Raw genomic sequence first — 25057 nt, forward strand, 5'->3', positions numbered from 1 at the left:
GCTGCCCCCTTGGTCTTCGGGCTGAGGGGGCGCTTTCGTCGTATGAGCATGGGTCGGCACAGTTGAAGTGCGCAGTGTCAGTCACTTCCGTCGTTGTGCTGGGAGAACTGCGCTACGTCTTCAGGGAAGGCTGATTTGACATTGTTATCGATGGAGATTGAGACGGTGTCGCGCTGGCCCGGTCGAGATGCCAATGCGGCATGGAACTGCTGAAGCGATGCAGCGTTGAGCGGCGGTGTCGAGATTTGCTCGGGTTCGTAGTTGTTGAATCGACGCCAGCGCCGTCCGTGGCGGTCTGAATACTCGTAGAGCACAGAGACCGGGGGAAGTGAATCAAGGCCTAGGTTCGGCACCGGCACTACCCATCCTGAAGTGAATCGCCCCGGGTTTGCTGGAGGCTCGGTTAGTTGGTTCCAGCGTTTGCGGGGACCGGGTTCTCACGGTAGCTGGTGACGGTGTGGGTCGACCAGTAGGCGCTCTCGTACTCGACGGGTGGGACGTGTCCGATCTCGCCGTGCAGGCGGCGGTGGTTGAACCATTCGACGTACTCAGCGACGGCGATCTCGACCTCGCCCACACCTGCCCAGCCGCCTCGCGGGCGCATCACGGGGTTACGGATGCATTCGGCTTTGAACAGCGAGTTGAACGCCTCAGCCATCGCGTTGTCGTATGAATCCCCCTTGGAGCCAACAGATGTCACCGCTTCGGCTTCGGCCAGTCGTTCGGTGTAGCGGATGGCTCGGTATTGCACTCCGCGGTCGGAGTGGTGGATCAGCCCGGCCACGTCGTGGCCGGCACGCGACCGTGCCCACAATCCCATGTCTAAGGCGTCCAATGCGAGGTCGGTGTGCATCGTGGTCGAGACCTGCCAGCCGACGACCATCCGCGAGAACACGTCCAGGACGAACGCCGCGTACACCCAGCCCGAGTGGGTGCGGATGTAGGTCAGGTCCGCCACCCACAACGCGTTCGGTGCCGCCGCGGTGAACTGACGGTTGACCCGGTCAGCCGGCCGGGGTGTTTCAGCTCCCTCGCTGCGCGTGGTCTTGCGTGTCTTGAGTCTCGCTATCCCTTGCAGCCCATCGGCTTTCATCAATCGCTCGACGGTGCAGCGGGCAACACTATGGCCCTGTCTGCGCAATTGGGCATGCACCTTGCGGGCACCGTAGACGCCGAGGTTGTCGGCATGCACCGCGCGGACCTGGGTAAGGAGATCCCGGTCACGCACCACACGAGGCGCCTCGGTCTTCTGGGGGCTCAGGTGGGCTCGTACCGTGGACGGAGCGATCTGGGCGGACGTATCGCGCAATGCCGCACAGATCGGATCGACTCCGTGTTCATCGCGGTGAGCCGCGACGAACTCCACGATCAACGCTGTGGGCGGTCGATCTCCGCCGCAAAGAAAGCCGAAGCCTGCTTCAAGATCGTGTTCGCTCGCCGCAGTTCACGGTTCTCCCGCTCCAACGCCGCGATGCGGTCAGCGTCCTCACTCGTGGTGCCCGGGCGGACCCCGCCGTCGATCTCGGCCTGACGAACCCAATTGCGCAACGCCTCGGGATGGACTCCGAGCTGATCGGCGATCCGCTTGATCGCACCTCTCGACGAATCGGGATCTCGTCGCGCTTCACATGCCATCCGGGTGGCCCGGTCCTTGAGTTCCTCACTGTACTTGCGTGGTGCTGCCATGCTCTCCATCCTTCACAGGTTCGAGAGCCTCCGACAGACCCGGGGCGGTTCAAAGTGACAAAATCCCCAGGTCCGAGAAGCTCGAATCGTGCTTCTGCGGCGTCTTTGAAATAGTCTCGGATCGTTTGCTGGCATCCGTAGGGGCCGTGTGCGACGCCGAGGATTTGAATGTCACTGAAAGCATCGCTAGTGCTTGCGTTCCGGAGGACAATTCGAGTTGTGGCGTAGTTGTCGCCAGGCCCATGCGCGTATGCGCTGCCTCCGCGTCGTGTCACAACCAGTAGACGCGCGGGCGCAATCTCGTCGTCTTCTCTGTTTCGGACAGCCCGCCGATAGGTGAGGACAGCAACGGCAACGCCTCCTACTGCGATAAGGCTGAAGAGTGCGCTTAGCCATGCTGGTGCGCTGCCCATGTCGATGCGGGTGTGGAAGCGGCGGGTGGCGGCGCTTGTGAGGAGCACTACGACGACCAGGAGCACAGCCGCGCTAAGGCTCACTGCGACGGCTTGTGTGCTGGTGGTTGGTCTGTGACGCATGGCGGGATTATGCCTGCTGCGTCTCATCGCGCTCTGGTGGTGGGTACATGCGTGCCCACTTGGCGACCGTCTGGTGTAGCCGGTTCGGGCATTTGGCATTTCGAATGTGGCTGCGCGGGATATTCGCCTGTGCCTCATACAGTGCGATTGCGCACTCGGTCATGTTGACCGCTGCTGCGAGGCAGTCCGCAGTCATTGACATGATGTTGCGTTCGTCGCCCAGATAGTCGCGAATCCACTTCATGCCGTGTCCTGCGCTTGATCCGAGGTTGTAGGCGACCTTCATGCCGTGCGTGAGGTCGCGTTCGCGGATCTCACCGTTGTCGTGTGGTGGCACGTTGGCTCTAATCCAATCGGCTGCGTCGGCAACGATGACTCGATATTGGATTCCTTTTAGCCCCGCAACCCCGTTCAGATATTTCCGCCGTTCCTCGAACTCTTCCTTGTGGCTTATAAAGCCGCTGTAGTCGGCGTTGCTGAGCCGATTGCTGCCTGTGTGGATGGTCGTGTCGAGAAGCCCAACAAAGTAGCTTTGCTGGAGGAGTTCGTACTTTGAGAGTGCGAGGCATCGTGCGCGCCGTTCGTCTCGTTCGGTGGGTGACAGCATCCAGATTGTCTGCGCAGCGGATTCAAGGGCAGAACGGCACAAAGTCAAGGTTGCAACGGTGTGGAGGTTGTGCGAGTCGCGTCGGTTAAGGGTGGTCTCGCTAGCGACTGAGAGCGCATCGGTTGCCGCCATTGCCGGATAGAGCGCGGTGCTGCTGACAAGGTTCTTCATGTTGAGTTCAGGTGCGAATCCGTCGTCATCGGCGTGCAGGCTGCTGCCGACTGCTGCGCGTGACTGCGCTAGGCCCCACGGCTGGAGTTGGAGTCCGCGTTTAGCGCGGGAGTCGATTCGCCTCGATACGTCGGTGATTCCCGCTCGCGATTCTTGCTGGGGTGTGACTGGTGGGCGCTTTGCCTTCATGTGTGCAGATGATGCCGCACGTGACTGACACAACCGTCTTGTTTACTGCGCGGGCCACCCTGCGGGCGGACTGGTGCCGGTGTCGATCCCTCACACCGTCGACCCACGAATCCATAGCCGCATATCGCATCTGCGCAACGCCGAATCGCCACCTGACCCTGAGGGTAGGCGGGACCGCTATTGCACCTGCTCGCGATTCGCGACGTCGTGGGAGGTGGCCCTAGAGCACGGCTAGGGACAGGGCTACGTGCTGACCGCTGGTTTACGTCGGGCTGGTCGATGACGACGGGCACACTCGGTGAATGGTCGATGTGCTCGTGCCCTTAGCGGAGTCGAACCGCTATCAAGACCGTCAGGGCTGCCCTGTTCGGGGCTGAGAACGATGCAGGCGCAGTGGAATTGCGCGCTACCGGGTGACTGTGGGTGTCGGCTCTAGATCGGTCCACACGTCTCGTGCGTTGATCAACGCGACGATCAGGGCATCCAACTGTGAGCGGTCCCGAATCTCGTCAATGTTCGACGGGTTGCTGATGATGACGACGGGGCCGTCGACATGATCGGTGACCGGGTGGACAGCGGTTGACACGGTCACGGTGAGGTCGTAGTCGGGGCCGTTGGCGATGTGCTCGGACCACTCGTGGATCTGGTAGCCGTCGCGTTCAGGTTCGTGCACGTGTAGCGGGGTGAGGGTCATGCGCTGCGCCTCATGTGTGCGAGAGCATCGGCAAGTGCTGTCCGGTAGCCGCCGTCGTAAGCGGGATCGTCATCGGGATCTGGGGTCGATCTGAGCATCCTTGGCACGAGGATTGACAGCATGGGACCGGGGAGGCTGGCGAGGTCGTTGGAGGCTTTTGTGTAGCCGCGAAGCCATAGGTCGGCGCGTGCTGTGGTCATTGCTCGCACCCGTCAGTTCCGGGGGTGTCGGCGTGTCGGCGGGTGCCTACATAGTCGTTGGCATCCCATCCGTCGTAGACGGTTTCGAGGGTGTCGGAGATGTGGCGGTTGAGGTAGCCGTGTTCGGTGCTGTGTTTCACGAGGCGTACCAGCCGATGGCGAGGCAGATGCGCATTGCGGTGAGCGGGACGAGGTAGACGAGGGCTGCACAGACAATCACAGCGGCGTAATAGCGGGGCAACGGAAGACTCCTGTTCACGAAAACTGTTGTCGTGAACGGTCTTTGGTCCCCCCGGCAGGACTCGAACCTGCGACCTCGGAATTAGAAGTTCCTTGCTCTATCCATCTGAGCTACGGAGGGTGGTGCTACACAAAATGCAACACATTTGTGTGTCTTCGCAGTTCAGGCCGGATACTCAAGGGATTAGAAGGCCCTTGCTCTATCCACCTGAGCTACGGAGGCGAAACCGACACGGAGAGTGTACGGCAGGGGGCCGGGTGTCTTGACGGCGCCCGTATCCACAGGCGGAGTCCTGTCCACAGCTTGGTCTCGCGCCCGCTGTCGGGGGCGTGTTCTGCGGAATGCTCACGGGCAGCCATCTCAGCCCGAGTTGCGAACTCGGTGTCTGCACTCCGATGGCACCTCACGGCAGGAGCGGAGCAATGTACGAAACCTATTCGACGATCGTGGGGCGAGTGATCTCCGACCCCCGGCGCAACCGCATGGCAAACGGCGATGAGGTGATCTCGTTCCGCATGGCCAGCAACACGCGTCGACGGGATCGCGCAACGGGGGAGTGGGTCGACGGGAACAGTCTGTTCCTGACCGTCTCATGCTGGCGGCGGCTGGTGGCGGGCGTCGCGTCTGCGATCGAGAAGGGTCGGCCCGTGATCGTGCACGGGGCGATACACACGAACACCTACACGACGAGCGACGGCGAATCCCGCACGGAGTTGGAGATGATCGCCGACTCCGTCGGCCTCGATCTCGCACGCTGCGTCGTCGAGTATCGCGGTCGTGCCGATTCCCCGGCGCCCCGGCCCGCGGATGCACAAGCGGCAGGCGTCGACTCCACAGGCGACGCCACAGGCGCTGCGGCGTGACCGACCTCCCGCCACGGTGAACGCCGGAGGGGTGCGTTCACCGTGGCGGGACCCGTCATGCGGCGATAACGTCTGCGGCGCAACGGAATCCGAGGTGCGACGTGGCCGAGTCGTCGGATTGCGGAGAGCGGGCGGCGGGTCGGTAGCGTCGGCAGTACTGCGGTGAGCACAGGTGCGAACCGCCCTTCGTGACACGCGTGACCTGTGGAGATGTGGTGGGCGCCAAGAGGTCCGGCCGACCGTCGGGGGAGACGGTCGCAAGATCGGGCGGGACGTGGCGCGGAGCGAAGACGTCCGACGTGCGTTCCCACACGTTGCCGATCATGTCGAGAAGTCCGAAACCGTTGGGCGGATAACTCCCGATCCTCGACGTTCCGCTCCAGCCGTCGCTCGCGTAGGGGAAGTCGCCGATCCACGTGTTGGCGAGAATCTCACCCTCGGGATGCAACTCGTCGCCCCACGCGTACTCGTGTCCGTCGAGTCCGCCACGCGCGGCGTACTCCCACTCGGCCTCGGTGGGGAGCCGACGTCCGGCCCACGCGGCGTAGGCCACAGCGTCGGCGTAGGCGATCTGGGTGACGGGGTGGTCGCCGTGCCCGACGAGGTCGGTCGCCGGCCCGAGCGGGTGACGCCACGACGCTCCCGGCTGCCATCGCCACCACGCTCGCCAGTCGGTGAGGTCGACCGGACCCGCTGTCGGGGTGAAGACGAGGGCACCCGGAACGAGCATCGTCGGGTCGGCGCCGGGGAAATCGGCAGGGTCGATCTCGCGTTCGGCAACGGTCACATACCCGGTGGCGCTGACGAACGCCGCGAACTGCGCATTGGTCACCGGATGCCGTTCGATCGCGAAAGCGCGGATGCGTCGCTGATGTGCGGGACGTTCCTCGGGGTAGAAGCGATCCGAACCCATACAGAAGACGCCGCCGGTGAGCTCGACGAGCTCGGTCAGCGGCGCGGAGGCGGTCACACTCTCGATGGTGCCAGTGATCGCGTTCGCACGTCTGCAAGGACCGCGGCGCCAGGTCTGCGGGCGGGCGGCGCCGACTCGATCGCGGCCATGTGGGAGAGTGTCGCGCCACGTCGATAGAGTGGTACGCGACGTTGCGCCGAGAGCCTGCCGTGTCGCCGGAGTGCGACACCCCGCATGCACTCTCCGGTATCGGAGCTCGAGCGCAGGTGACCACAAAACCGCAGGTGAGGACATTACGTGGCTGGCGAGTTTATTTACACGATGAAGAAGGTGCGCAAGGCGCACGGTGACAAGGTCATTCTCGACGACGTCACCATGTCCTTCTACCCGGGCGCCAAGATCGGCGTCGTCGGACCCAACGGTGCCGGTAAGTCGTCGATCCTCAAGATCATGGCGGGGATCGACCAGCCGTCCAACGGCGAGGCTTTCCTCGACCCGGAGGCCACCGTCGGCATTCTGCTGCAGGAGCCGCCCCTCAACGAGGAGAAGACGGTCAAGCAGAACGTCGAGGAGGGGATGGGCGAGATCAAGCAGAAGCTCGACCGCTTCAACGAGATCGCCGAGCTGCTCGCCACCGACTACTCCGACGAACTCATGGAGGAGATGGGCAAGCTCCAAGAGGACCTCGACAACGCCGACGCCTGGGATCTCGACTCGCAGATCGACCAGGCCATGGACGCACTGCGCTGCCCTCCCGGCGATTCACCGGTCACCCACCTGTCCGGTGGTGAGCGCCGCCGCGTCGCGTTGTGCAAGCTGCTGCTGTCCAAGCCCGACCTGCTGCTGCTCGACGAGCCGACCAACCACCTCGACGCCGAGAGCGTGCTGTGGCTCGAGCAGTTCCTGGCGTCGTACCCCGGCGCAGTCCTCGCGGTGACACACGACCGCTACTTCCTCGACCACGTGGCCGAATGGATCTGCGAGGTCGACCGCGGCAAGCTGCACCCGTACGAGGGCAACTACTCCACTTACCTGGAGAAGAAGGCCGAGCGCCTCGAGGTCCAGGGCAAGAAGGACCAGAAGCTGCAGAAGCGCCTCAAGGAAGAGCTCGCCTGGGTCCGTTCGGGTGCCAAGGCCCGTCAGACGAAGAACAAGGCACGCCTCTCGCGGTACGAGGAGATGGCGGCGGAGGCCGAGAAGACGCGCAAGCTCGATTTCGAGGAGATCCAGATCCCGACGCCACCGCGTCTGGGTGATGTGGTGGTCGAGGTCGCCAACCTCGACAAGGGCTTCGACGGTCGCGTGCTGATCAAGGATCTGTCATTCACGTTGCCGCGCAACGGAATCGTCGGTGTCATCGGACCCAACGGTGTCGGTAAGACGACGCTGTTCAAGACCATCGTCGGACTCGAGGAGCCCGACTCGGGTTCGGTCAAGGTCGGCGACACGGTCAAGCTCAGCTACGTCGACCAGAATCGCACCAACATCGACCCCAAGAAGAACGTGTGGGAGGTCGTCTCCGACGGCAACGACTACATCGAGGTCGGCCAGAACGAGATGCCCTCGCGTGCCTACGTCAGCGCATTCGGGTTCAAGGGTCCCGACCAGCAGAAGCGGGCCGAGGTGCTCTCCGGTGGTGAGCGTAACCGTCTCAACCTGGCGCTGACCCTCAAAGAGGGCGGCAACCTGATCCTGCTCGACGAGCCGACCAACGACCTCGACGTCGAAACCCTCGGCTCGCTCGAGAACGCTCTGGAGTCGTTCCCCGGCTGTGCCGTGGTGATCAGCCACGACCGGTGGTTCCTCGACCGGACCTGTACCCACATTCTGGCGTGGGAGGGCAATGTCGAAGAGGGACAATGGTTCTGGTTCGAAGGCAACTTCGAGGCGTATGAGGCGAACAAGGTCGACCGGCTCGGACCCGACGCCGCGCGTCCGCACCGGGTTACTCACCGGAAACTCACTCGCGACTGAATCGCGTCACTACCATCGCGGTAGGGCTCGAATCGGAGATCATCTCCCAATCTCCTTGAAGTGAAGGTGAGTGCGTTGTCTCAAGAGAGTGCTCTGTTGCCTGCGGCGGTCAGCTGCTATCTCAACGCGAGCAACCCTCCGGGCGACGCGCACCACCCGACGACGGGTTCGGGAGGTGGTCTCACCGACGCGACCGACCTCGACGCGATCGACGACGCCGATCTGAACCGCGTTCGTCGACACGTCGGGTTGGCGTCGACGCGATCAGCCGGGCAGTGCCTGGTCGACGTGAGCTCGGGACCGTCGGGAACCGAGATCGTCGTCGTCAACGACGACATGCCACTGCTGGTCGAAGCGGTGCTGACGGTTGTCGAGGCGCACGGACTGACCGTGAGCCGCATCGACCACCCGGTGATGGCGGTGGCGCGCGACGAGGCAGGCACGCTCAGCGACATCGGCGCCGGACCAGACCGCACAACCGAGTCGTGGATCTACGTGGTCGCGATGTCGGCGAAGGGTGAAGTCGACACCGAGGCCTTGCGTACCGAACTCGTCGACGTCATCGCCCGTGTGGCCGACGTCGACCGCGACGCGGTGGATATGCGCGGCCGCCTGTCGACATGCGGTGCCGATTGCGCCGTCGCCCCGACCACCGCGGAGTCGGGTATCGCCGCGGTCGACCGCTACGAGTATTCGCGCCTACTCGACTGGTTCGCGGGTAACCACTTCGTGCCACTCGGTTACCGCAGGGTGGGCGTCGACGGCGCGGTCTCCGACGGGCGGGGTCTGTGGCGAGGCGACTCACTCCTCGACCTCACCGGGGCGCGCGACTTCGGAGTGCTCACGCAGCGGCCGCTGCTGCCGCGGGTCTCGCGGGTTTATCTCGAAACGGGCGTGCAGCGTTCGAACTATCCGATCCTGATCCAGATTCCCGAATTCGACGCCGCCGGAACGCATGTGGGCGAACATCGCTTCCTCGGCACCTTCACGTCCTCGGGCCTGCACCAGACGATCCTCGACGTGCCCGTACTGCGTGGCAAAGTGCACGAGGTGATCCGCCGGGCAGGCGTCGACGAGGATTCGTTCGCCGGTCAGTCGATGATCGAACTGCTGCAGAACTATCCGCTCGTGGAGATGTTCGCGTCGTCGGATGCCGAGTTGAGCCGACGGATCGCCGAGATGCTCGACGCCGTCGCCACGCGAACCCTGCGCGCGTTCGTCCGCGTGAATCCGCAGGGCAGTACCGCGACCGCGCTCATCTATCTACCTCGCGACAGATACAACACGCAGAACCGGTTGGCGCTGCAGAACGTCGTCTCAGAGCAACTGCAAGGCACGGCGCTCGAGTACTCGGCTCGGGTCAGCGAGATGCCCCTCGCGCAACTACAGGTGATGGTCCGCGTCGACGAATCGGATGCTGCACGACGCGGGTCCTTCGACATCGGAACTCCCGAACAGAGCGCCATCCAGCACGAACTCGCACGGGCCATTCGGACGTGGGACGAGCGGTTTCGGGAGGCGGCAGGCGGACTCGACGCGTCGTCGGCCCGACTTCCCATCGGCGGCGTGGACGCCGTGCTGCGACTACTTCCTGCGCTGCCCGACGACTACAAGGACCAGCGCGAACCGTCGGACGCCGTCGCCGACCTCATCCGAGTCGCCGATCTCGACGTCGGGGGAATCGCCGTCACGCTGGGGCAGACCGCCACCGAGCCCGGGGCACCGTGGAAGTTCACGTTGTATCTGTGCGGCGTCGCAGCCACATTGACCGACGTGCTGCCGGTGCTTCACAGCCTCGGCCTCGATGTCGTCGACGAGCATCCGTACCGTCTGGTGCGGCCGGACGGGCAGGTCTGCCACGTCTACGAATTCAGTGTCGCGTTGGCCGATGGGATGTCGTTGGATCTCGACTCGGCCGACGACCTCGACGACCGGTTCACCGACGCGTTCGTCCAGATCTGGCGGCAGCGTGCGGAGGTCGACGCCTACAACGAACTCATCATCAGGTGTGGTCTCGAGTGGCGCTCCGCGGCGATGCTCCGCGCGTATGGCCGGTACCTACGCCAGTGTGGCTTCTCCTACAGCAACACTCTGGTTGCGCACACGCTCGGCGAGTATCGCGATGTCACGCGGGGACTGGTGGCGTTGTTCGAGGCGTCGTTCGACCCCGATCACGCCGACGAACAGCGCCGTGACCGCGCGGCAGCCGCGCTCAGCGACGACATCGGCAAGGTTCTCGGACTCGAAGCCGACCGCATCGTTTCGGCGTTCTCGGCCGTCATCGGAGCGACGTCGCGCACGAATTTCTACGTCCGCGACGACGACGGCGACCGACCGGTGATGTCGTTCAAGTTGCGACCCAGAGAGATTCCGCAAACTCCCGAACCGCGGCCACTGCACGAGATCTTCGTGTACTCGCCGCGTGTCGAAGGGGTCCACCTGCGTTTCGGTGCCGTTGCCCGCGGCGGGCTGCGGTGGTCGGATCGACGCGAGGACTTCCGCACCGAGATCCTGGGTCTGGTCAAGGCTCAGGCCGTCAAGAACGCGGTGATCGTTCCCGTCGGCGCCAAGGGCGGTTTCGTGGTGAAGCGGCCGCCGGCGCCGACAGGCGACACCGCAGCAGACCGAGATGCCACGCGCGCGGAAGGCATTGCGCGGTACCGCGACTTCATCTCCGGCCTGCTCGACGTCACAGACAATCTCGACCGACACACCGGTGCTGTCATCCCCGCGAAGTCGGTGGTCCGCAGAGACGGCGACGACACCTACCTCGTCGTCGCTGCCGACAAGGGCACGGCCACCTTCTCCGATATCGCCAATGATGTTGCAGCCCAGTACGATTTCTGGCTCGGGGATGCGTTCGCCTCGGGTGGCTCGGCCGGCTACGACCACAAGGCGATGGGCATCACCGCGCGAGGCGCGTGGGAATCGGTCAAGCGTCATTTCCGGGAGATGGGCGTCGACACACAGTCGCAGGACTTCACCGTCGCGGGTATCGGCGACATGAGCGGCGACGTGTTCGGCAACGGCATGCTGTTGTCGCAGCACATTCGTCTCGTCGCGGCGTTCGATCACCGGCACGTGTTCGTCGATCCGAATCCGGACGCCGCGTCGTCGTATACCGAACGCGCACGGCTCTTCTCGTTGCCGCGCTCGTCTTGGGCCGACTACGACACCGCGCTGATCAGTGAGGGTGGCGGCGTCTGGTCGAGGGAGACCAAGTCGATCCCGATCAGCGAACAGATGCGCACGGCACTCGGACTCGAGGTGGGCGTCGATGCGTTGTCGCCACCGGAACTGATACACGCGATCCTGCTCGCACCGGTCGACCTGCTGTGGAACGGCGGCATCGGCACGTACATCAAGTCGTCCTCCGAATCCGACGCGCAGGTGGGGGACAAGGCAAACGACGCGATCCGCGTCGACGGAGATCAGTTGCGCGCCAAGGTCGTCGGCGAAGGCGGCAACCTCGGCGTGACCGAACGCGGTCGGATCGAGTTCGACCTCGCAGGTGGACGCATCAACACCGACGCGATGGACAACTCGGCGGGCGTCGATTGTTCCGACCACGAGGTCAACATCAAGATCCTGCTCGACTCTGCGGTCTCGACCGGGCAACTCGTGGCTGCCGACCGTGATCCACTGCTCGAGTCGATGACCGACGAGGTCGGCGATCTGGTGCTGGCCGACAACGTGTCACAGAACTCCGAGCTCGGTTTCTGTCGCGCCTACTCGCTCGATCGCGTCGATGTGCACGCACGCCTGCTCCACGAGATCGCCTCGCACGGAGTCGATTTGACTCTGGAGGCATTGCCGACACCGCAGCAGTTGATCAAACGCCTGCATTCGGACGTACACCGCGGGCTCACCTCGCCGGAACTCGCGACGCTGATGTCGCACGTGAAGCTGATCGCCAAGGACGACCTCCTGGGAGGTGACCTGCCCGAGAACGATGTGTTCGAGGGTCTGCTCGCCGAGTACTTCCCGCTTCCGCTGCGCGAACGATTCGCGGACGGGATACGCGCGCACCGACTGCATCGCGAGATCGTCACCACCGTCCTCGTCAACGAGGTCGTCGACCGGGCGGGCATCACGCACCTGTTCCGGCTAGGAGAATCGACGGGCTCGACAACCGAGGAGGCCGTGCGGGCCTACGTGGTGGCCGACAGGGTCTTCGGTCTGTCGGACCTCTTCGCGCGCATCCTGCATGCCGACGCTCCGGTGGAGGCCATCGACGAGATGATGCTCTACGAGCGGCGGCTGCTGTTCCGGGCGTCGAGATGGCTGCTGGCGTTTCGTCCGCAGCCGCTCGCCATGGCGGCGGAGATCACCCGTTACACCGAGCAGGTGGCTGAGCTCACCGCACTGATCGACAGTTGGTTCGGTGCGCAGTCGGCCGCCGACGTCGAGCGGCGCGTCGAGCACTACCGCGCGCTCGGTGTGGAGACCGACCTCGCCCACGACGTCGCGATCAGCCTCCACCGGTTCTGCCTGCTCGACATCGTCGACGCCGCGGAGATCGCCGACCGCGATCCCGTCGAGGTCGGCGAACTGTACTTCGCGATCATGGAGCACTTCGGACTCGAGGAACTGCTCACCGCGGTCTCCACCCTCGAATACGGTGACCGCTGGCATGCGTTGGCGCGCTTGGCTCTTCGCGACGACATGCACGGCGCGCTGCGCGCCCTCACGCTGACGATCCTGCAGAGCAGCGAACCCGACGAGAGCGCGGCGGAGAAGATCTCCGAGTGGGAGTCGTCGCATTCGTCGCGGCTGTCGCGGGTCCGCACGATGCTCGCCGACATCGAGCAGGGTCCCGAACTCGACCTCGCGACGCTGTCGGTTGCCGCGCGGCAGTTGCGCAGCCTCATCAGGTGACGAACCTCTTCAGTTGACGACCATCGGCCCTCTTCACGGGGAGGTGTCGCGAACGAAAGGACAGTCGTGCTCTACGAGGACGAGGGAGTCAGGACCGACGCCGGTTACGTGGTCAAGGTTCCCGTCCGCTGGTCGGACATGGATGTGTTCGCGCACATCAACCACGCGCGCATGGTGACACTCATCGAAGAGGCTCGGATTCCCTGGCTCTTCTACGACGGGCGACCCACCGCAGACCTGCGTCGGGGTTGTGTCGTCGCGGACCTGCACGTCAAATACCGCCAACAGGTTCGGCACGACGAGGGGCCGATCGTCGTGACCATGTTCGTGGAGAAGGTACGTGCCGTCGACTTCGTCGTCGGATACGAGGTGCGTCCAGACGCCGCGTCGCCCACCGACAAACCCGCTGTCACCGCGACCACCCAACTCGTCGCCTTCGACGTCGACGCTCAGCGGCTGCGACGACTCACCCCGGACGAGCGCGAGTACCTGGAGAGTTTTCGCCGCACGTCGGGCACCGGCGCGTGACGGAGCTGCCCGAGCGGTTCGTCGTCGCGGGAAGTCCCGACGACCGCGGGGACGCATTGGCCTTCCTGTCGCGCGCCATACGCCTCGACGAGGCCGCGGTGATCAGAGTGGTGCAACGGTCCGATGGGCTACTCGCGCTGTGGGCCCATACCGGTTTCGACGTACTGGTCACGAGGTCGATCTTCGGCAGCGTGGCACCGTCGGACATCGTCGTCGACGCCGACACACTCCGCAGTCGGCTGAGCGACGGTACGGCGGGTGTGCCGGTCGAGCCGGGAATGTCACTCGACTCCGCGTGGCGTGGTGCGCTGCCGCTGCGCAGCGGCTACCGGCACCTCGACGATGTCCCCGCGCGGACGGTCGTCGAGTTGACGCGCGAGGGAGCGCGCCTTGCCCGCGAGGAGGGCAGCAACTTCGGGCCCGCTACCGGCCTCCTCGACCAAGGCGTACTCGACGTCTCGTCCGCCGACGGGGCACTGAACGCCACGGTCTCACTGCGATCGTTGTTCGCGCTCACCGCAATGGGTTTCGTGCGCGATGCCGACGGCCACGAGGTGACCGAGACGTCGCCGATCGACGCCATAGGCGCCACCGAGCCTGTACGCGTGCGTATTTCGGCAGCGTGGATTCGGATCGACGCGCGCTACGGTTCGGTGTACCAGCGCAGGCACCGCGACCTCGACGTCACGGTTATCTAGCGGCCCTCAGACGAGCCATGCGGCGGCGTTGGGTGCCAACATGCCGTCGACGAGTGGTGCGCTCGTCAGGATCAGGTCTCCCGGGGGTAGCCCGACCGGTTCGCTCGTCGTGTTCAGCGCGCACACCAGGTGTCCCTCGGAGCGTCGGAATGCCAGGCATCCCGTGGGTGCGCCGTACCATTCGATGCCATCGCCTGCGAATTCGTCACGCTCATAACGCAATTCGATGGCCGTGCGGTACAGCGACAGCGTCGAGTTCATGTCTTCGAGCTCGGCCTCGACGGTGTACTCCGCCCACGATTCCGGAATCGGAAGCCACGTTTGCGGGTTCGTCGAGAAACCGAACGGCGGCTCGGAGCCTTCCCACGGCAGGGGTACCCGGGATGCGTCCCGCCCGCGTTCGGTGTGCCCGGAGCGTTCCCACACCGGATCCTGCAGAGCGTCGTCGGGAAGGTCGGCATTGGGGACGCCGAGTTCTGCGCCGTTGTAGATGAATATCGAACCGGGGAGCGCGAACTCGACGAGCGCCATCGCCCGCGCCCGTGCAGTCCCCAGCTCGACGTCGACGTGGGGCGTCTGCTCGGCTCGTTCTGTCTCGACGTCTTCTGTCCCGCTGTCTTGAGTCTCGGTGTCCGGAGTCTCGGCGTCGAGTGTCTCGCCGGCCGAAGTCTCGGCGTCGGGAGTCTCGTCGTCGAGTGTCTCGCCGGCCGAAGTCTCGGTGTCTTGAGCCTCGGTGTCGGGAGTCTCGCTATCGGGGGTGTCGCTGTCGACGGTGTCGGTGTCGGGAGTCTCGCTGTCGGACGTCACGACGGCGGAACCGTAGCGCGTCACTTCGCGGTCGACGTCGTGATTCGACAACGTCCAGGTGGGTGTTCCGCCAACGCTCTGCACCGCGTCGAGCGAGTTCTCGATGGCGTCGCGGATGGAGTCGGCGTCGAACGGCGCTTTGGCGAGTCTGAAGTTGAAACCCAGATGCAGTTCGTCCGGGCGCAGGTACTCCGCGAATCGCTCGTTGTCGTCGACCCAGATCTCACCGACGTTCGCGGCGCCGGGGTAGTCGTCGATGACAGCGCGGATCTTTCGGTGGATGTCGTGCACCGCGTAGTTGTTGAACCTGGGGTCGTCGTCGCGGTTGACCAGGAGTCCTGCGGCCTCGACGTCCATGTCGGGAAGGTCGGCGGGTTTGGCCATACCGTGTGCGACGTCGATGCGGAAGCCGTCGACGCCGCGGTCGAGCCAGAAGCGCAACGTCTGCTCGAGGTCGTCGAACACCTCGGGGTTCTCCCAGTTCAGATCCGGTTGTTCGCGCGCGAAGATGTGCAGGTACCACTGGCCGGGTGTGCCGTCGGCTTCGGTGACGCGGTCCCACGCGGGGCCGCCGAAGATGCTGACCCAGTTGTTCGGCGGTTCGTCGCCGTTCTCTCCTCGCCCGTCACGGAAGATGTACCGCGCACGTTCGGGACTGCCCGGGCCGGCCGCCAGCGCGTCGATGAACCATTGGTGCTGGTCGCTGGTGTGGTTGGGGACGAGATCCATCGTCACTCGGATCTCGCGGTCGTGCGCCTCGGCGATCAGCTCGTCGAAGGTCGCGAGATCACCGAAGAGCGGATCGATGTCGCGTGGATCCGAGACGTCGTACCCGTGATCTGCCATGGGGGAGCGCATGATCGGGCTCAACCACAACGCGTCGACGCCGAGGAGTTCGAGGTAGCCGAGCTTGTCGATGACGCCTGCGAGGTCGCCGATGCCGTCGCCGTCGAGGTCGGAGAACGACCGGGGATAGATCTGATAGAAGATCGCCGAACGCCACCAGGTGTCGTCGGCTGGGTCGAGCTGGGTTGCAACTGCGGCGAACCCGTCTGCTTCGTCGACCCCTTCTGCTTCGATAACGCCGTCTGCTTCGATGACCCCGTCTGCCTCATGGACGCCGTCCGCCTCGGTGGCGTGCTGGTCGTCGACGCCCGACGCGTCGTCGTTGAGGTCGTCCGGTGTCTCGTCGCTCACCGCGACAATTCTGCCCTACCTGTGTTTTCCGGTAGAAGACCAGGTGGCATCGGCGCGTCGTGTCCGATCTGTCGGATTGGTGCCGGGCAGATCAGAAGGGTGAATTGACCATCGACTGGGCGGCCATCTCCATGTAGTCGACGAGCGCCTGGCGGTGTGGTGGGTCGAGGGTGTCGTCGTCGATCGACGCGATCGCGGTGTGCATGCAGCGCAGCCAGGCGTCGCGCTCGATCGGACCGATGGTGAACGGCTGATGGCGCATGCGCAGGCGGGGGTGGCCCCGTTCTTCGGAGTAGGTTCGCGGGCCTCCCCAGTACTGCTCGAGGAACATGCGGAGTCGACGCTCGGCCGGCCCGAGGTCTTCCTCGGGGTACATCGGCCGAAGGATCTCGTCGGCGGCGACCTCTCGATAGAAGACGCTGGTCAGCTTCTCGAAGGTCTCATGGCCACCGACCTCGTCGTAGAACGAACGATGAACCTGGGTGTTCGCCGGCTGGCCGCCGGCAGGGATGTTGCCGCTCACCCGACCCATTGTCCCCACCGTGCGCTGTGGTCTCAACATTGCTGTGAGAAGGCGGCTACGACAGCACTCTGCACGCGTCTACGACAGACCGTAGGGGTCGGTGCCCGAACGGCTGTGGTGTGGGCTAAATTGATCACACGACCTGTGCGGCGTGAGCGTGCATCGCGCGCTCACCGGCCGTGCGCAAGAGGGTTTATCGATCGGAAGGGTCTCATGGACAACTGGATCGCCTACATCGGAGTGCCGGTCACGGTCCTGGTGGTTATCTTCGCCCTGGCGTGCGTGGTCTCGATGGCATTCTCGAGTGGCGTCAAGTATCCCGAGCAGCAGGAATACACGCTCGACCAGAAGTGGGACCGCGGACCGCTGCTCTTCTCCGCAACGGAGATCGAATCTATTGCGTTGCCGCGTCACGCGGAACCGAACGATGTGGATGGAGGCTCGGCCAGTGCCAAGTGGTGAGATTTCGCAGACGACAAGCTCCGAAGGAACGTCAGAGGTCATCGCGGCCCCCGCGCTGCCCGTCGGCACGGTCATCACCAACAGCGGGCGCGTTTCGTCCACCCGCTTTCCCGGTCAGACCGCGACGACCCCTCCGTTCTCGCGCGACGAACTGATCGCACTCGACGACGCGATCCACGCCGCAACCGAGAAGGCGCTTGTGCGCTTCTCCGTGTACATCGGAGAGCTCGGAACCGACCCGGTGGCCGATGCGCGCAACGTGCTGCTCAAGGCAGCCCCCGAGCCCGCGTACGGCGCGCTGCTCGCGGTCTCGCCCAACACGCACGACGTCGTGGTGGTGTCGGGCAGTGAGGTCGCCGACCGCGTCAACGATCGCGTCGCCGACCTGGGCGTGACCGCCGCGATCGGCAGCTTCCGGCAGAACGAGCTCATCGACGGACTCATCTCCGCGCTGCACGTGATGGCGACCGCAGCAGCACCCATCTGAGCTGCAGCACCGAAGAACTTCAGCGGCCCGAAGAACTTCAGCCGCACCGAATAACCAACGAGAATGGCCCGGGAGCAATCCCGGGCCATTCTCGTATGTTGTTGCTGCGGTTCCTACTGTGCGACCAGATCTCTGGTGGCCGGTGCCTTCTCCGTGGAGACCTTCTCAGCCGGTACGGCGGTGGTCGCGTCCTCATTCGTCGCATCGGGTCGCGTGGGGGAGCTTCCCAGATGGTCGTCGACCATGTCGTTCTCGTCGAACGGATCGCGGCCGGACAGCACGTCGTCGACCCGATTCTTGTCGATGGTCCCTGTCCACGATCCGACGAGAATTGTCGCGACCGCGTTGCCCGAGAAGTTGGTGACCGCGCGAGCCTCGGACATGAAGCGGTCGATGCCCACGATCAGTCCGACTCCGTCCAGCATGGCCGGTTGGTGGGCCTGCAGGCCGCCGGCGAGAGTTGCCAGTCCGGCACCGCTGACGCCTGCGGCACCCTTCGAGGCGATGATCATGAAGACCAGCAGGCTGATCTGTGCTCCGATCGAGAGCGGTGCACCCATGGCATCTGCGATGAAGATCGACGCCATCGTCAGGTAGATGGCTGTTCCGTCGAGATTGAAGGAGTAGCCGGTCGGAACCACGACACCGACGGTGGACTTGTCGACACCGAGGTGCTCCATCTTGGCGATCAGTCGAGGCAGCGCCGATTCGGAGGACGAGGTGGCAAAGATCAACAGATACTCGCGGGCAAGGTAGCGGACGAGTCGGAAGATCGAGACGCCTGCGACCGACCGCAGGATCACTCCGAGGACGCCGAAGACGAACACGACGCATGTCACGTAGAACGCGATCATCAGGATCATCAGCTGTCCGACCGCGGCCCAGCCGGTCTGGCCCACAACGTTGGCGATCGCGCCGAATGCACCGATCGGGGCGAGCCACAGGATCATGCTGAGGATCTTGAACACGAGCTTCTGGATGTAGGCGACAGCCGCGAGGATCGGTTCACCGCTGGGCCCCATGGCCTGCAGTGCGAAGCCGACGAGAAGCGCGACGAACAGTGCCTGCAAGACGTTGCCCGAGGTGAGCGCCGACAGGAGTGACTCCGGGATGATCCCCTGGATGAATGCCATGAGTCCGCCGGATTCGTGGGCCTTGTCGGCCAATGCCGAACCCTTGTCCGCGGTCGCCGTGATGTTGAGGCCGTCGCCGGGCTTGATCAGGTTTCCGACGACGAGCCCGATCGCGAGTGCGATGGTCGACATCACCAGGAAGTAGACGAAGGCGAGTCCGCCGACCTTGCCGACCGTCGCGGCCTTTCTGACCGAGCCGATGCCGAGCACGATGGTGCAGAAGATGACCGGCGCGATCATCATCTTGATGAGGCTGACGAACATGGTGCCGAGTACCCCGAGGTCTTTGCCGACACCGGGAGCGATGATGCCTACCGCCACGCCTCCGACGACAGCGACGATGACCGCCACGTACAGCCAATGCGTCTTGTCGCGCTTCTTGGGGGGCGTTGCCGGCATCTCGTCGGTCGCCACCGCGCCGTCTGGGTGTCGTCGTCTCAGATTCATCGTGCTGTCCTTCCTGTGATGCAGGTCGACGTCTTCGAAGCGCACCCGCTGTGGAAGATTGTTGGGCAACACCGTGATGTGGGTCACCATTGAGTTCATTTCGTTCAGGCGATCACCGTGGTGAACTCGATGGCGATTGCCGTATGGGCGGTCGCGGAAGGATGGTGCGGACATGCTGCAGTGGCGTCCCCGGACACTCGCCGGTCAGGCTGTGGCGCTGCAGTTGGCTGTCGTCGTCGTGATCGTGGTGGCGGCGGCGGCCCTCGCCCTGCTCGATGCCCGGCTCGACGGGGTGCGCGCCGCGCGTGAACAGGTCACTTCTGTGGCGGTGAGCATTGCCGACGCACCGTCGACGGCCCGCGCGCTGGCGTCTCCCGACCCGACCGCGAGCCTGCAGCCGGTGACGGAGGAGATCCGCTCGGTCACCGGGCTGTCGTTCATCACGATCATGAACACAGAGGGTGTGCGCTATACGCACACCAGGCCCGCGCTCATCGGGCAGCGCTACCTGGGTTCCACCAGCCAGGCGCTTCGTGGGGAGGTCTACACCGAGACCTATACCGGGACGCTAGGCCCATCGATCCGTTCGATCGCACCGGTACGCAACGACGAGGGCGTGATCGTCGGGATGGTTGCTGTCGGGATCACGCAGGCCACGCTCACCGACGAGTGGCTGGACCAACTGCCGTTGATCGCGTCGATCGGTCTGGTGGCGATCGTCGCCGCCCTCGGCGGGCTCTGGCTCATCCGACGGCGGCTGTTGCGGCTCACAGGTGGTCTGGCGCCGGGAGAACTACGCGTCATGTACGACCATCACGACGCGGTGCTCCATTCGGTCAAGGAGGGGCTCGTGGTGATCGACGACGGCACGATCGCTTTGTGCAACGACGAGGCGCGTCGGTTGCTCGCAGGCGATCGTGGCGGTGATGTCGCTGAACTCGACGAGATGCCCGAATTCCTGCTCGGCACAGAGCCTCTCACCGACGTGCTGTACGTCGATCAGGGCCGGGTGCTCGTGGTCAATCGGGCCCCCGTGTCGACGCGACCTGGTTCGACCGTCGTCACGATCCGGGACAGGACCGAATTGTCGGCTGCCATAGGCGAATTGGATTCACTCTCGCGCTTCGCCGAAGCGCTCCGGTCGCAGGCGCACGAGTCGGCCAACCGGTTGCACACGATGGTCGCGCTGATCGAGACCGGCCACTCGGAGCGCGCCGCCGATCTCGCCACCGCCGATCTCGCCCTCTCGCAGCGACTGGTCGATCGCGTCTCGGACACGATCAGCGATCCCACCCTCAGCGCGTTGTTGCTCGGCAAGTCGGCCCAGGCAGCAGAACGCGGGATCTCGATGACGTTGACGGAGGAGTCCGCTCTGGACTCGGTCGAGACCTCTCCGTTGACCACCGACGAGATGATCACCATCGTCGGAAACCTGATCGACAACGCGTTGGACGCCTGCGATCCGGATGACCCGTGGGTGGAGGTCACAGTGGCATCGGCGGACGGATTCCTGCGGATCGTCGTCGCCGACAGTGGTCCGGGTATGACCGATGATGAATTTGAAAGAGCGTGCAGCAGAGGATATTCGACGAAGTCCGGTGGCGATGCGCAGGGCAGGGGACTCGGCCTTGCCCTGGTGAGTCACGTGGTCAACCGACACGGCGGCACCCTGCGATCCGAGCACACATACGGCTCGGTCGTCACTGTCGAGATCCCGAGCGGAGAATAGCCATCGTGATACGCGTGATGATCGTCGACGACGAGCCGCTACTCGTGCAAGCGCACCGCGACTACCTCGCCCGCATCGGCGGGTTCGAGGTGGTGGCGACGGCGGGCACCGCGCAGGATGCGCACCGCGCGGCGAACGCGGCCGTGGCGGCGGGGGCACCTGTCGAACTCGTGCTGCTCGATCTGGGCCTGCCGGACGCGAGCGGTATCGACCTCGCGTCCGCGCTGTCGGGACTTCGGCCCGATCCCGACATCATCGCCATCACGGCTGCACGCGATCTGCCGACAGTTCGCCGAGCGGTGGCGCACGGCGCGCTGCTTTATCTGCTCAAACCGTTCTCGTACGCGGCTTTCGCCGAAAAGATCGAGCACTACCTGCGCTACCGCGAAACCGTCGCGGGCGACGGCGACGCCGTCAGCCAGCGAGACGTCGACCGTGCGCTTGCCGCGCTGCGCACCGCCGACCCCCGACGCGGCGCGCCCAAGGGCATGGCACCGGACACCACCGACGCCGTCGGAAGGGCGGTCCGCGATGCGCCCGACGGGCTGACCGCATCGGAAGTCGCTGCGCAGGTGGGCAGTTCGCGAGTCACCGCGTGGCGATACCTGGAGCGGCTCGCCGACGCCGGCACGGTGCGCAGGGTCACCGAGTACGGCGGGGCGGGCCGACCCCAGATTCGCTACACCTGGACGAGGTGACCTGTCACTCGGTTGTGAACTGTCACTCGGCGTCGAAACCTCGCGCGCGAAGCGAGCGCTCGACACCGGCGCGACCCTCGATGATCAACCGCTTGAGTGCTGTCGGGTGATCGTTGGAGAGGAACTCGTCGGCCTTCGCCAGCGCCTCGGGAGTGATCTCCCACGACGGATACAGACCGTTGACGACGGTCTGCGCCACCTCGCTCGATCGACGGCTCCAGATCTCCGGAACCGCGGCGAAGTACTTGTCGACGTACGGCGACAACAACTCCGCCTGGCCCGGACGGTCGAAACCTGCCACGACGGCTCGCGTGTAGATGTTGGAGAGCGTGTCGTCGTCGATCGCCTGCGACCACGCGTCGGCCTTCGCCTCCGCAAGCGGACGTGCGGCTCGCGCGGTGGCAGCCTGACGCGTACCCGCAGAGGTGTTGTCGCGCTTGGCCTCCGCGTCGATGACAGGTGTATTCGACGGGTCGCTGTCGATGGCGCCCGCAGTAGCCAGCGCGAGCACCAGCTTCCAGCGCAGATCGGTGTCGATGGTCAGGCCGGCGAGACCGTGGTCGGCGGGATCGTCGCCGTCGAGGAGCGCTCGGACCACCGCGATCTGTTCGTCGAACAGCTTTCCGGAGAGCAGGGTGTTGACGAACGCGAGCTGATGGTCGGAGCCCGACTCGGCCGCGCGGGCGAGTTCGAGGAGTCGGGAGCTGAAACGCGGCCAGCCGACGGTTGTGGCCCACTCCGGGTCGGCGTACGACTCGATCGCGGTTGTCGCCTGCAGCAGAACACGCTGCACCACACCGATTTCGGTCTCGGCGGCGATGCCGTGCTCGACGAGCGCGACAAAGTCGCGCGCCTTCATCTCCGCCTGGCGGGTCATCTCCCACGCGGCCGACCACACCAGCGTGCGCGGCATCGAGTCGGTGATGTCGCCGATGCGTGCGGTGGCGGTCTCGAGCGATTCGGGGTCGAGGCGCACCGATGCGTAGGTGAGGTCGTCGTCGTTGAGCAGGATCAGTTTTCCGCGCGGGACGCCGACGAGGTCGGCGACCTCGGTGACCGAGCCCTCGACGTCGAGTTCGACACTCTGGACGCGCTCGAGAGCTCCGGATGCGTTGTCGTCGTAGATGCCGACGCGCATGCGGTGCACGCGTGTCTCGCCTGCGCCGGGAGCAGCGCCGTCCTGGACGATGGCGAAGCGGGTGAACGCGCCCGAGTCGTCGACCTCGAAGTCGGGGCGGATGACGTTGATGCCGGTGGTCTTGAGCCACTGGCTACCCCAGTCGGACAGATCGCGACCCGACGACTTCTCCAGCGCGGCAAGCAGATCCGAGAACGTCGCATTGCCGAACTTATGTGAGGTGAAGTAGTCGCGTAGACCCGCGAGGAAGTCGTCGACTCCGACATAGGCGACCAACTGCTTGAGCACGGATGCGCCCTTGGCATAGGTGATGCCGTCGAAGTTGACCTCGACGGCGGCGATGTCGGGGATGTCGGCGGCAACCGGATGCGTCGAGGGCAACTGATCCTGGCGATAGGCCCACGACTTCTCGACGTTGGCGAACGTCGTCCATGCGCTGGTGTACTCGGTTGCCTCCGACTGGCACAGCACCGATGCGAATGTGGCGAAGGATTCGTTGAGCCACAGGTCGTCCCACCACTTCATGGTGACCAGGTCGCCGAACCACATATGTGCCATCTCGTGCAGGACGGTCTCGGCTCGCCGCTCGTAGTTGTAGTTCGTCACGCGCGACCGGAAGACGTAATCCTCGAGGAAGGTGACGGCACCCGCGTTCTCCATTGCGCCCGCGTTGAACTCGGGCACGAAGAGCTGGTCGTACTTGCCGAAGGCGTAGGGGATGCCAAAGTTCTTGTGGTAGAAGGAGAATCCCTGCTTGGTCTCGGTGAACAGTCGCTCCTCGTCCATGAACTCGGCGAGGGACGCCCTGCAGTAGATTCCCAGTGGGATCGAACCGTGGTCGTCGGTGTAAGTGTCTGTCCACTCCGCGTACGGCCCTGCGATCAACGCGACCAGGTAGGTGCTCATCACAGGGGTTTGCGCGAATCGGTGCACTCCGCCGTCGATCGACTCGGTCAGCGCGTTCGAGATGACTTTCCAGTCCTCGGGAGCGGTCACGGTGATCGTGTAGGTCGCCTTGAGATCGGGTTGATCGAAGCAGGCGAACATCCGCTTGGCGTCTGCGGTCTCGAACTGCGAGTAGAGGTAGACGGAATCGTCGGTGGGATCGACGAAACGGTGCAGTCCCTCACCGGTGTGCGAGTAGGCGCAGTCGGCGACGACGACGAGCTCATTGTCGGCGGCGAGATCGGGGAGTGTCAGTCCCACCGATTCGTCGAATCCGCTGACGTCGAGTTCTTTTCCGTTGAGCGTCGCCGAGATGAGCGTCGGTGCAACCAGATCGATGAAGGTCTGTGAGCCGGGTGTTGCGGTGAAGGTGACGGTGCTCGTCGAGCGGAACGTCTTCTCTCCGGGCTTGCCGCTGCCGTCGGTGAGGTCGAGTTCTACGTCGTAGTGGGATACGTCGATGGTGGTGGCGCGTTCTCGCGCCTGGTCTCGGGTCAGATTCGGGGCAGTCACAATCGCCAGCTTAGCCGCGTAACGTCGGCGTGGAATCGTTGCGGATGGTCGTTGGTTGAAAGTGCTGCTGGTTCAAAGACCTGATGGTTATTCAATGACCTGTCGGGTGTGAACGACCGATACGCGTCGGCCATGTCGAAGGGAATGTTTGCAGATGTCGCAAAAGGATCGTATTGATTTCTGGTTCGACCCACTGTGCCCGTGGTGCTGGATCACCTCGCGGTGGATTCTCGAGGTGGAGAAGGTGCGCGACGTCGACGTGAACTTCCACCTGATGAGCCTCGCCGTCCTCAACGAGGGCCGCGACATCCCCGACGACTACCGCGAAGCGCTCAAGAACGCCTGGCGGCCGGTCCGCGTGATAGCCGCGGCAGTTGCGGCGAAGGGCGACGACATCCTTGCGCCGATCTACACGGCCATGGGCACCCGAATCCACAACCAGGGCAACAAGGATTTCGACGTCGTGATCGCCGAGACGCTCGATGAACTGGGCCTCGATCCCGAGCTCGCGAAGGCCGCGGACTCCACCGAGTACGACGAGTGGATTCGCACCAGCCATCACGAGGGCATGGACAAGGTGGGCGACGATGTCGGGACGCCGACCATCCACGTCAACGGGGTCGCGTTCTTCGGTCCTGTCCTGTCCCGGATACCGCGCGGTGAGACGGCGGGAACCGTCTGGGACGGCGCTGTCGCCCTCGCGTCGTACCCGCACTTCTTCGAGCTCAAGCGCAGCCGCAATGAGGATCCGCAGTTCGACTGAGCTGGCTCTCGTGGCCTGTCGCTAGAGCTCGGGCTTG

22 protein-coding genes, 1 tRNA gene and 1 other annotated feature are annotated in these 25057 nt (G+C 64.5%); of the genes, 10 read left to right on the plus strand and 13 right to left on the minus strand.

Annotation, left to right across the window (positions count from 1 at the left end):
• Positions 1–77: 77 nt before the first annotated feature.
• From RND64_RS08835 to RND64_RS08870, 8 genes are all read right to left on the minus strand, one after another.
• Complete coding sequence (locus tag RND64_RS08835) at positions 78–359, minus strand: hypothetical protein (protein WP_331436563.1); 282 nt, start codon at positions 357–359, stop codon at positions 78–80.
• A gap of 44 nt (positions 360–403) precedes the next feature.
• Positions 404–1686 (minus strand): IS3 family transposase gene (locus tag RND64_RS08840; RefSeq protein WP_287014881.1). Its coding sequence is split into 2 segments (ribosomal slippage): positions 404–1398 and positions 1398–1686, totalling 1284 coding nucleotides; the frame shifts between segments, so codons are not numbered across the junction.
• Positions 1280–1408: a sequence feature (AL1L pseudoknot), on the minus strand. It overlaps the preceding gene by 129 nt.
• A gap of 543 nt (positions 1687–2229) precedes the next feature.
• The gene (locus tag RND64_RS08845; RefSeq protein ID WP_152929966.1) at positions 2230–3000 is read right to left on the minus strand and encodes a hypothetical protein; all 771 of its coding nucleotides are present in this window, start codon (positions 2998–3000) and stop codon (positions 2230–2232) included.
• A gap of 595 nt (positions 3001–3595) precedes the next feature.
• Positions 3596–3883 carry a hypothetical protein gene (locus tag RND64_RS08850; protein ID WP_049697029.1) on the minus strand — a complete coding sequence of 96 codons (288 nt, stop codon included), beginning with the start codon at positions 3881–3883 and terminating at the stop codon, positions 3596–3598.
• On the minus strand, positions 3880–4083 hold the full coding sequence (locus tag RND64_RS08855; protein WP_049697030.1) for a hypothetical protein: 204 nt from the start codon (positions 4081–4083) through the stop codon (positions 3880–3882). The genes RND64_RS08850 and RND64_RS08855 overlap by 4 nt, the downstream gene beginning before the upstream one ends.
• Positions 4080–4223, minus strand: a complete 144-nt coding sequence (locus RND64_RS08860) for a hypothetical protein (protein ID WP_160318034.1) — start codon at positions 4221–4223, stop codon at positions 4080–4082. Before RND64_RS08860 ends, RND64_RS08855 begins: the two co-directional genes overlap by 4 nt.
• On the minus strand, positions 4220–4342 hold the full coding sequence (locus RND64_RS08865) for a hypothetical protein (RefSeq protein ID WP_268760637.1): 123 nt from the start codon (positions 4340–4342) through the stop codon (positions 4220–4222). The genes RND64_RS08860 and RND64_RS08865 overlap by 4 nt, the downstream gene beginning before the upstream one ends.
• A gap of 25 nt (positions 4343–4367) precedes the next feature.
• A tRNA-Arg gene (locus tag RND64_RS08870) sits at positions 4368–4444 on the minus strand.
• 302 nt (positions 4445–4746) lie between these two features.
• On the opposite strand from RND64_RS08870, the gene ssb reads away from it, so the two are divergent.
• On the plus strand, positions 4747–5187 hold the full coding sequence (ssb, locus tag RND64_RS08875) for a single-stranded DNA-binding protein (RefSeq protein ID WP_049697031.1): 441 nt from the start codon (positions 4747–4749) through the stop codon (positions 5185–5187).
• A gap of 55 nt (positions 5188–5242) precedes the next feature.
• Here ssb and RND64_RS08880 read toward each other — a convergent pair whose 3' ends face one another.
• Positions 5243–6100: a formylglycine-generating enzyme family protein gene (locus RND64_RS08880; RefSeq protein WP_235434274.1), complete on the minus strand. Its 858-nt coding sequence runs from the start codon at positions 6098–6100 to the stop codon at positions 5243–5245.
• Between the two features lie 297 nt (positions 6101–6397).
• On the opposite strand from RND64_RS08880, the gene ettA reads away from it, so the two are divergent.
• The 4 genes from ettA to RND64_RS08900 all read left to right on the plus strand — a co-directional run bounded on the left by ettA (position 6398) and on the right by RND64_RS08900 (position 14178).
• On the plus strand, positions 6398–8074 hold the full coding sequence (gene ettA, locus RND64_RS08885) for an energy-dependent translational throttle protein EttA (RefSeq protein WP_268760638.1): 1677 nt from the start codon (positions 6398–6400) through the stop codon (positions 8072–8074).
• A 66-nt stretch (positions 8075–8140) separates the two neighbouring features.
• Positions 8141–12952: an NAD-glutamate dehydrogenase gene (locus tag RND64_RS08890; protein ID WP_049697442.1), complete on the plus strand. Its 4812-nt coding sequence runs from the start codon at positions 8141–8143 to the stop codon at positions 12950–12952.
• Positions 12953–13018: 66 nt separating this feature from the next.
• Positions 13019–13480, plus strand: a complete 462-nt coding sequence (locus RND64_RS08895) for an acyl-CoA thioesterase (protein WP_049697034.1) — start codon at positions 13019–13021, stop codon at positions 13478–13480.
• The gene (locus RND64_RS08900) at positions 13477–14178 is read left to right on the plus strand and encodes a hypothetical protein (RefSeq protein WP_083444260.1); all 702 of its coding nucleotides are present in this window, start codon (positions 13477–13479) and stop codon (positions 14176–14178) included. Before RND64_RS08895 ends, RND64_RS08900 begins: the two co-directional genes overlap by 4 nt.
• 6 nt (positions 14179–14184) lie before the next feature.
• Here RND64_RS08900 and RND64_RS08905 read toward each other — a convergent pair whose 3' ends face one another.
• Together RND64_RS08905 and RND64_RS08910 are read right to left on the minus strand one after the other, a co-directional pair.
• Positions 14185–16191 (minus strand): glycoside hydrolase family 13 protein, encoded by a 2007-nt coding sequence (locus RND64_RS08905; protein WP_387316185.1) that lies wholly within the window; start codon positions 16189–16191, stop codon positions 14185–14187.
• An 82-nt stretch (positions 16192–16273) separates the two neighbouring features.
• Positions 16274–16714, minus strand: a complete 441-nt coding sequence (locus RND64_RS08910; protein ID WP_049697035.1) for a globin — start codon at positions 16712–16714, stop codon at positions 16274–16276.
• 204 nt (positions 16715–16918) lie between these two features.
• Here RND64_RS08910 and ctaJ point away from each other — a divergent pair, with 204 nt between their 5' ends.
• Together ctaJ and RND64_RS08920 are read left to right on the plus strand one after the other, a co-directional pair.
• Positions 16919–17167, plus strand: coding sequence for an aa3-type cytochrome oxidase subunit CtaJ (ctaJ, locus tag RND64_RS08915; protein ID WP_049697036.1), 249 nt, complete (start codon positions 16919–16921; stop codon positions 17165–17167).
• Positions 17154–17654, plus strand: coding sequence for a DUF5130 domain-containing protein (locus RND64_RS08920; protein WP_049697037.1), 501 nt, complete (start codon positions 17154–17156; stop codon positions 17652–17654). The genes ctaJ and RND64_RS08920 overlap by 14 nt, the downstream gene beginning before the upstream one ends.
• 113 nt (positions 17655–17767) lie before the next feature.
• On the opposite strand, the gene RND64_RS08925 is transcribed toward RND64_RS08920, so the two are convergent.
• Positions 17768–19234 (minus strand): cation:dicarboxylate symporter family transporter, encoded by a 1467-nt coding sequence (locus RND64_RS08925; protein WP_049697445.1) that lies wholly within the window; start codon positions 19232–19234, stop codon positions 17768–17770.
• A 172-nt stretch (positions 19235–19406) separates the two neighbouring features.
• Here RND64_RS08925 and RND64_RS08930 point away from each other — a divergent pair, with 172 nt between their 5' ends.
• Both RND64_RS08930 and RND64_RS08935 read left to right on the plus strand, forming a co-directional pair.
• Entirely contained in the window at positions 19407–20963 is a 1557-nt protein-coding gene (locus tag RND64_RS08930; protein WP_387316114.1) for a sensor histidine kinase, read from the plus strand.
• Positions 20964–20968: 5 nt separating this feature from the next.
• Positions 20969–21661 (plus strand): response regulator, encoded by a 693-nt coding sequence (locus RND64_RS08935; protein ID WP_049697038.1) that lies wholly within the window; start codon positions 20969–20971, stop codon positions 21659–21661.
• Between the two features lie 22 nt (positions 21662–21683).
• Here RND64_RS08935 and pepN read toward each other — a convergent pair whose 3' ends face one another.
• Entirely contained in the window at positions 21684–24257 is a 2574-nt protein-coding gene (pepN, locus tag RND64_RS08940; protein WP_049697039.1) for an aminopeptidase N, read from the minus strand.
• A gap of 154 nt (positions 24258–24411) precedes the next feature.
• Between pepN and RND64_RS08945 the strand changes: the two genes are divergently transcribed.
• Entirely contained in the window at positions 24412–25020 is a 609-nt protein-coding gene (locus tag RND64_RS08945) for a mycothiol-dependent nitroreductase Rv2466c family protein (protein WP_049697040.1), read from the plus strand.
• Positions 25021–25057 lie beyond the last annotated feature (37 nt).

Origin of the sequence: Gordonia sp. w5E2, from assembly GCF_036540975.1 — a bacterium.
GTDB lineage: Bacteria > Actinomycetota > Actinomycetes > Mycobacteriales > Mycobacteriaceae > Gordonia > Gordonia jacobaea.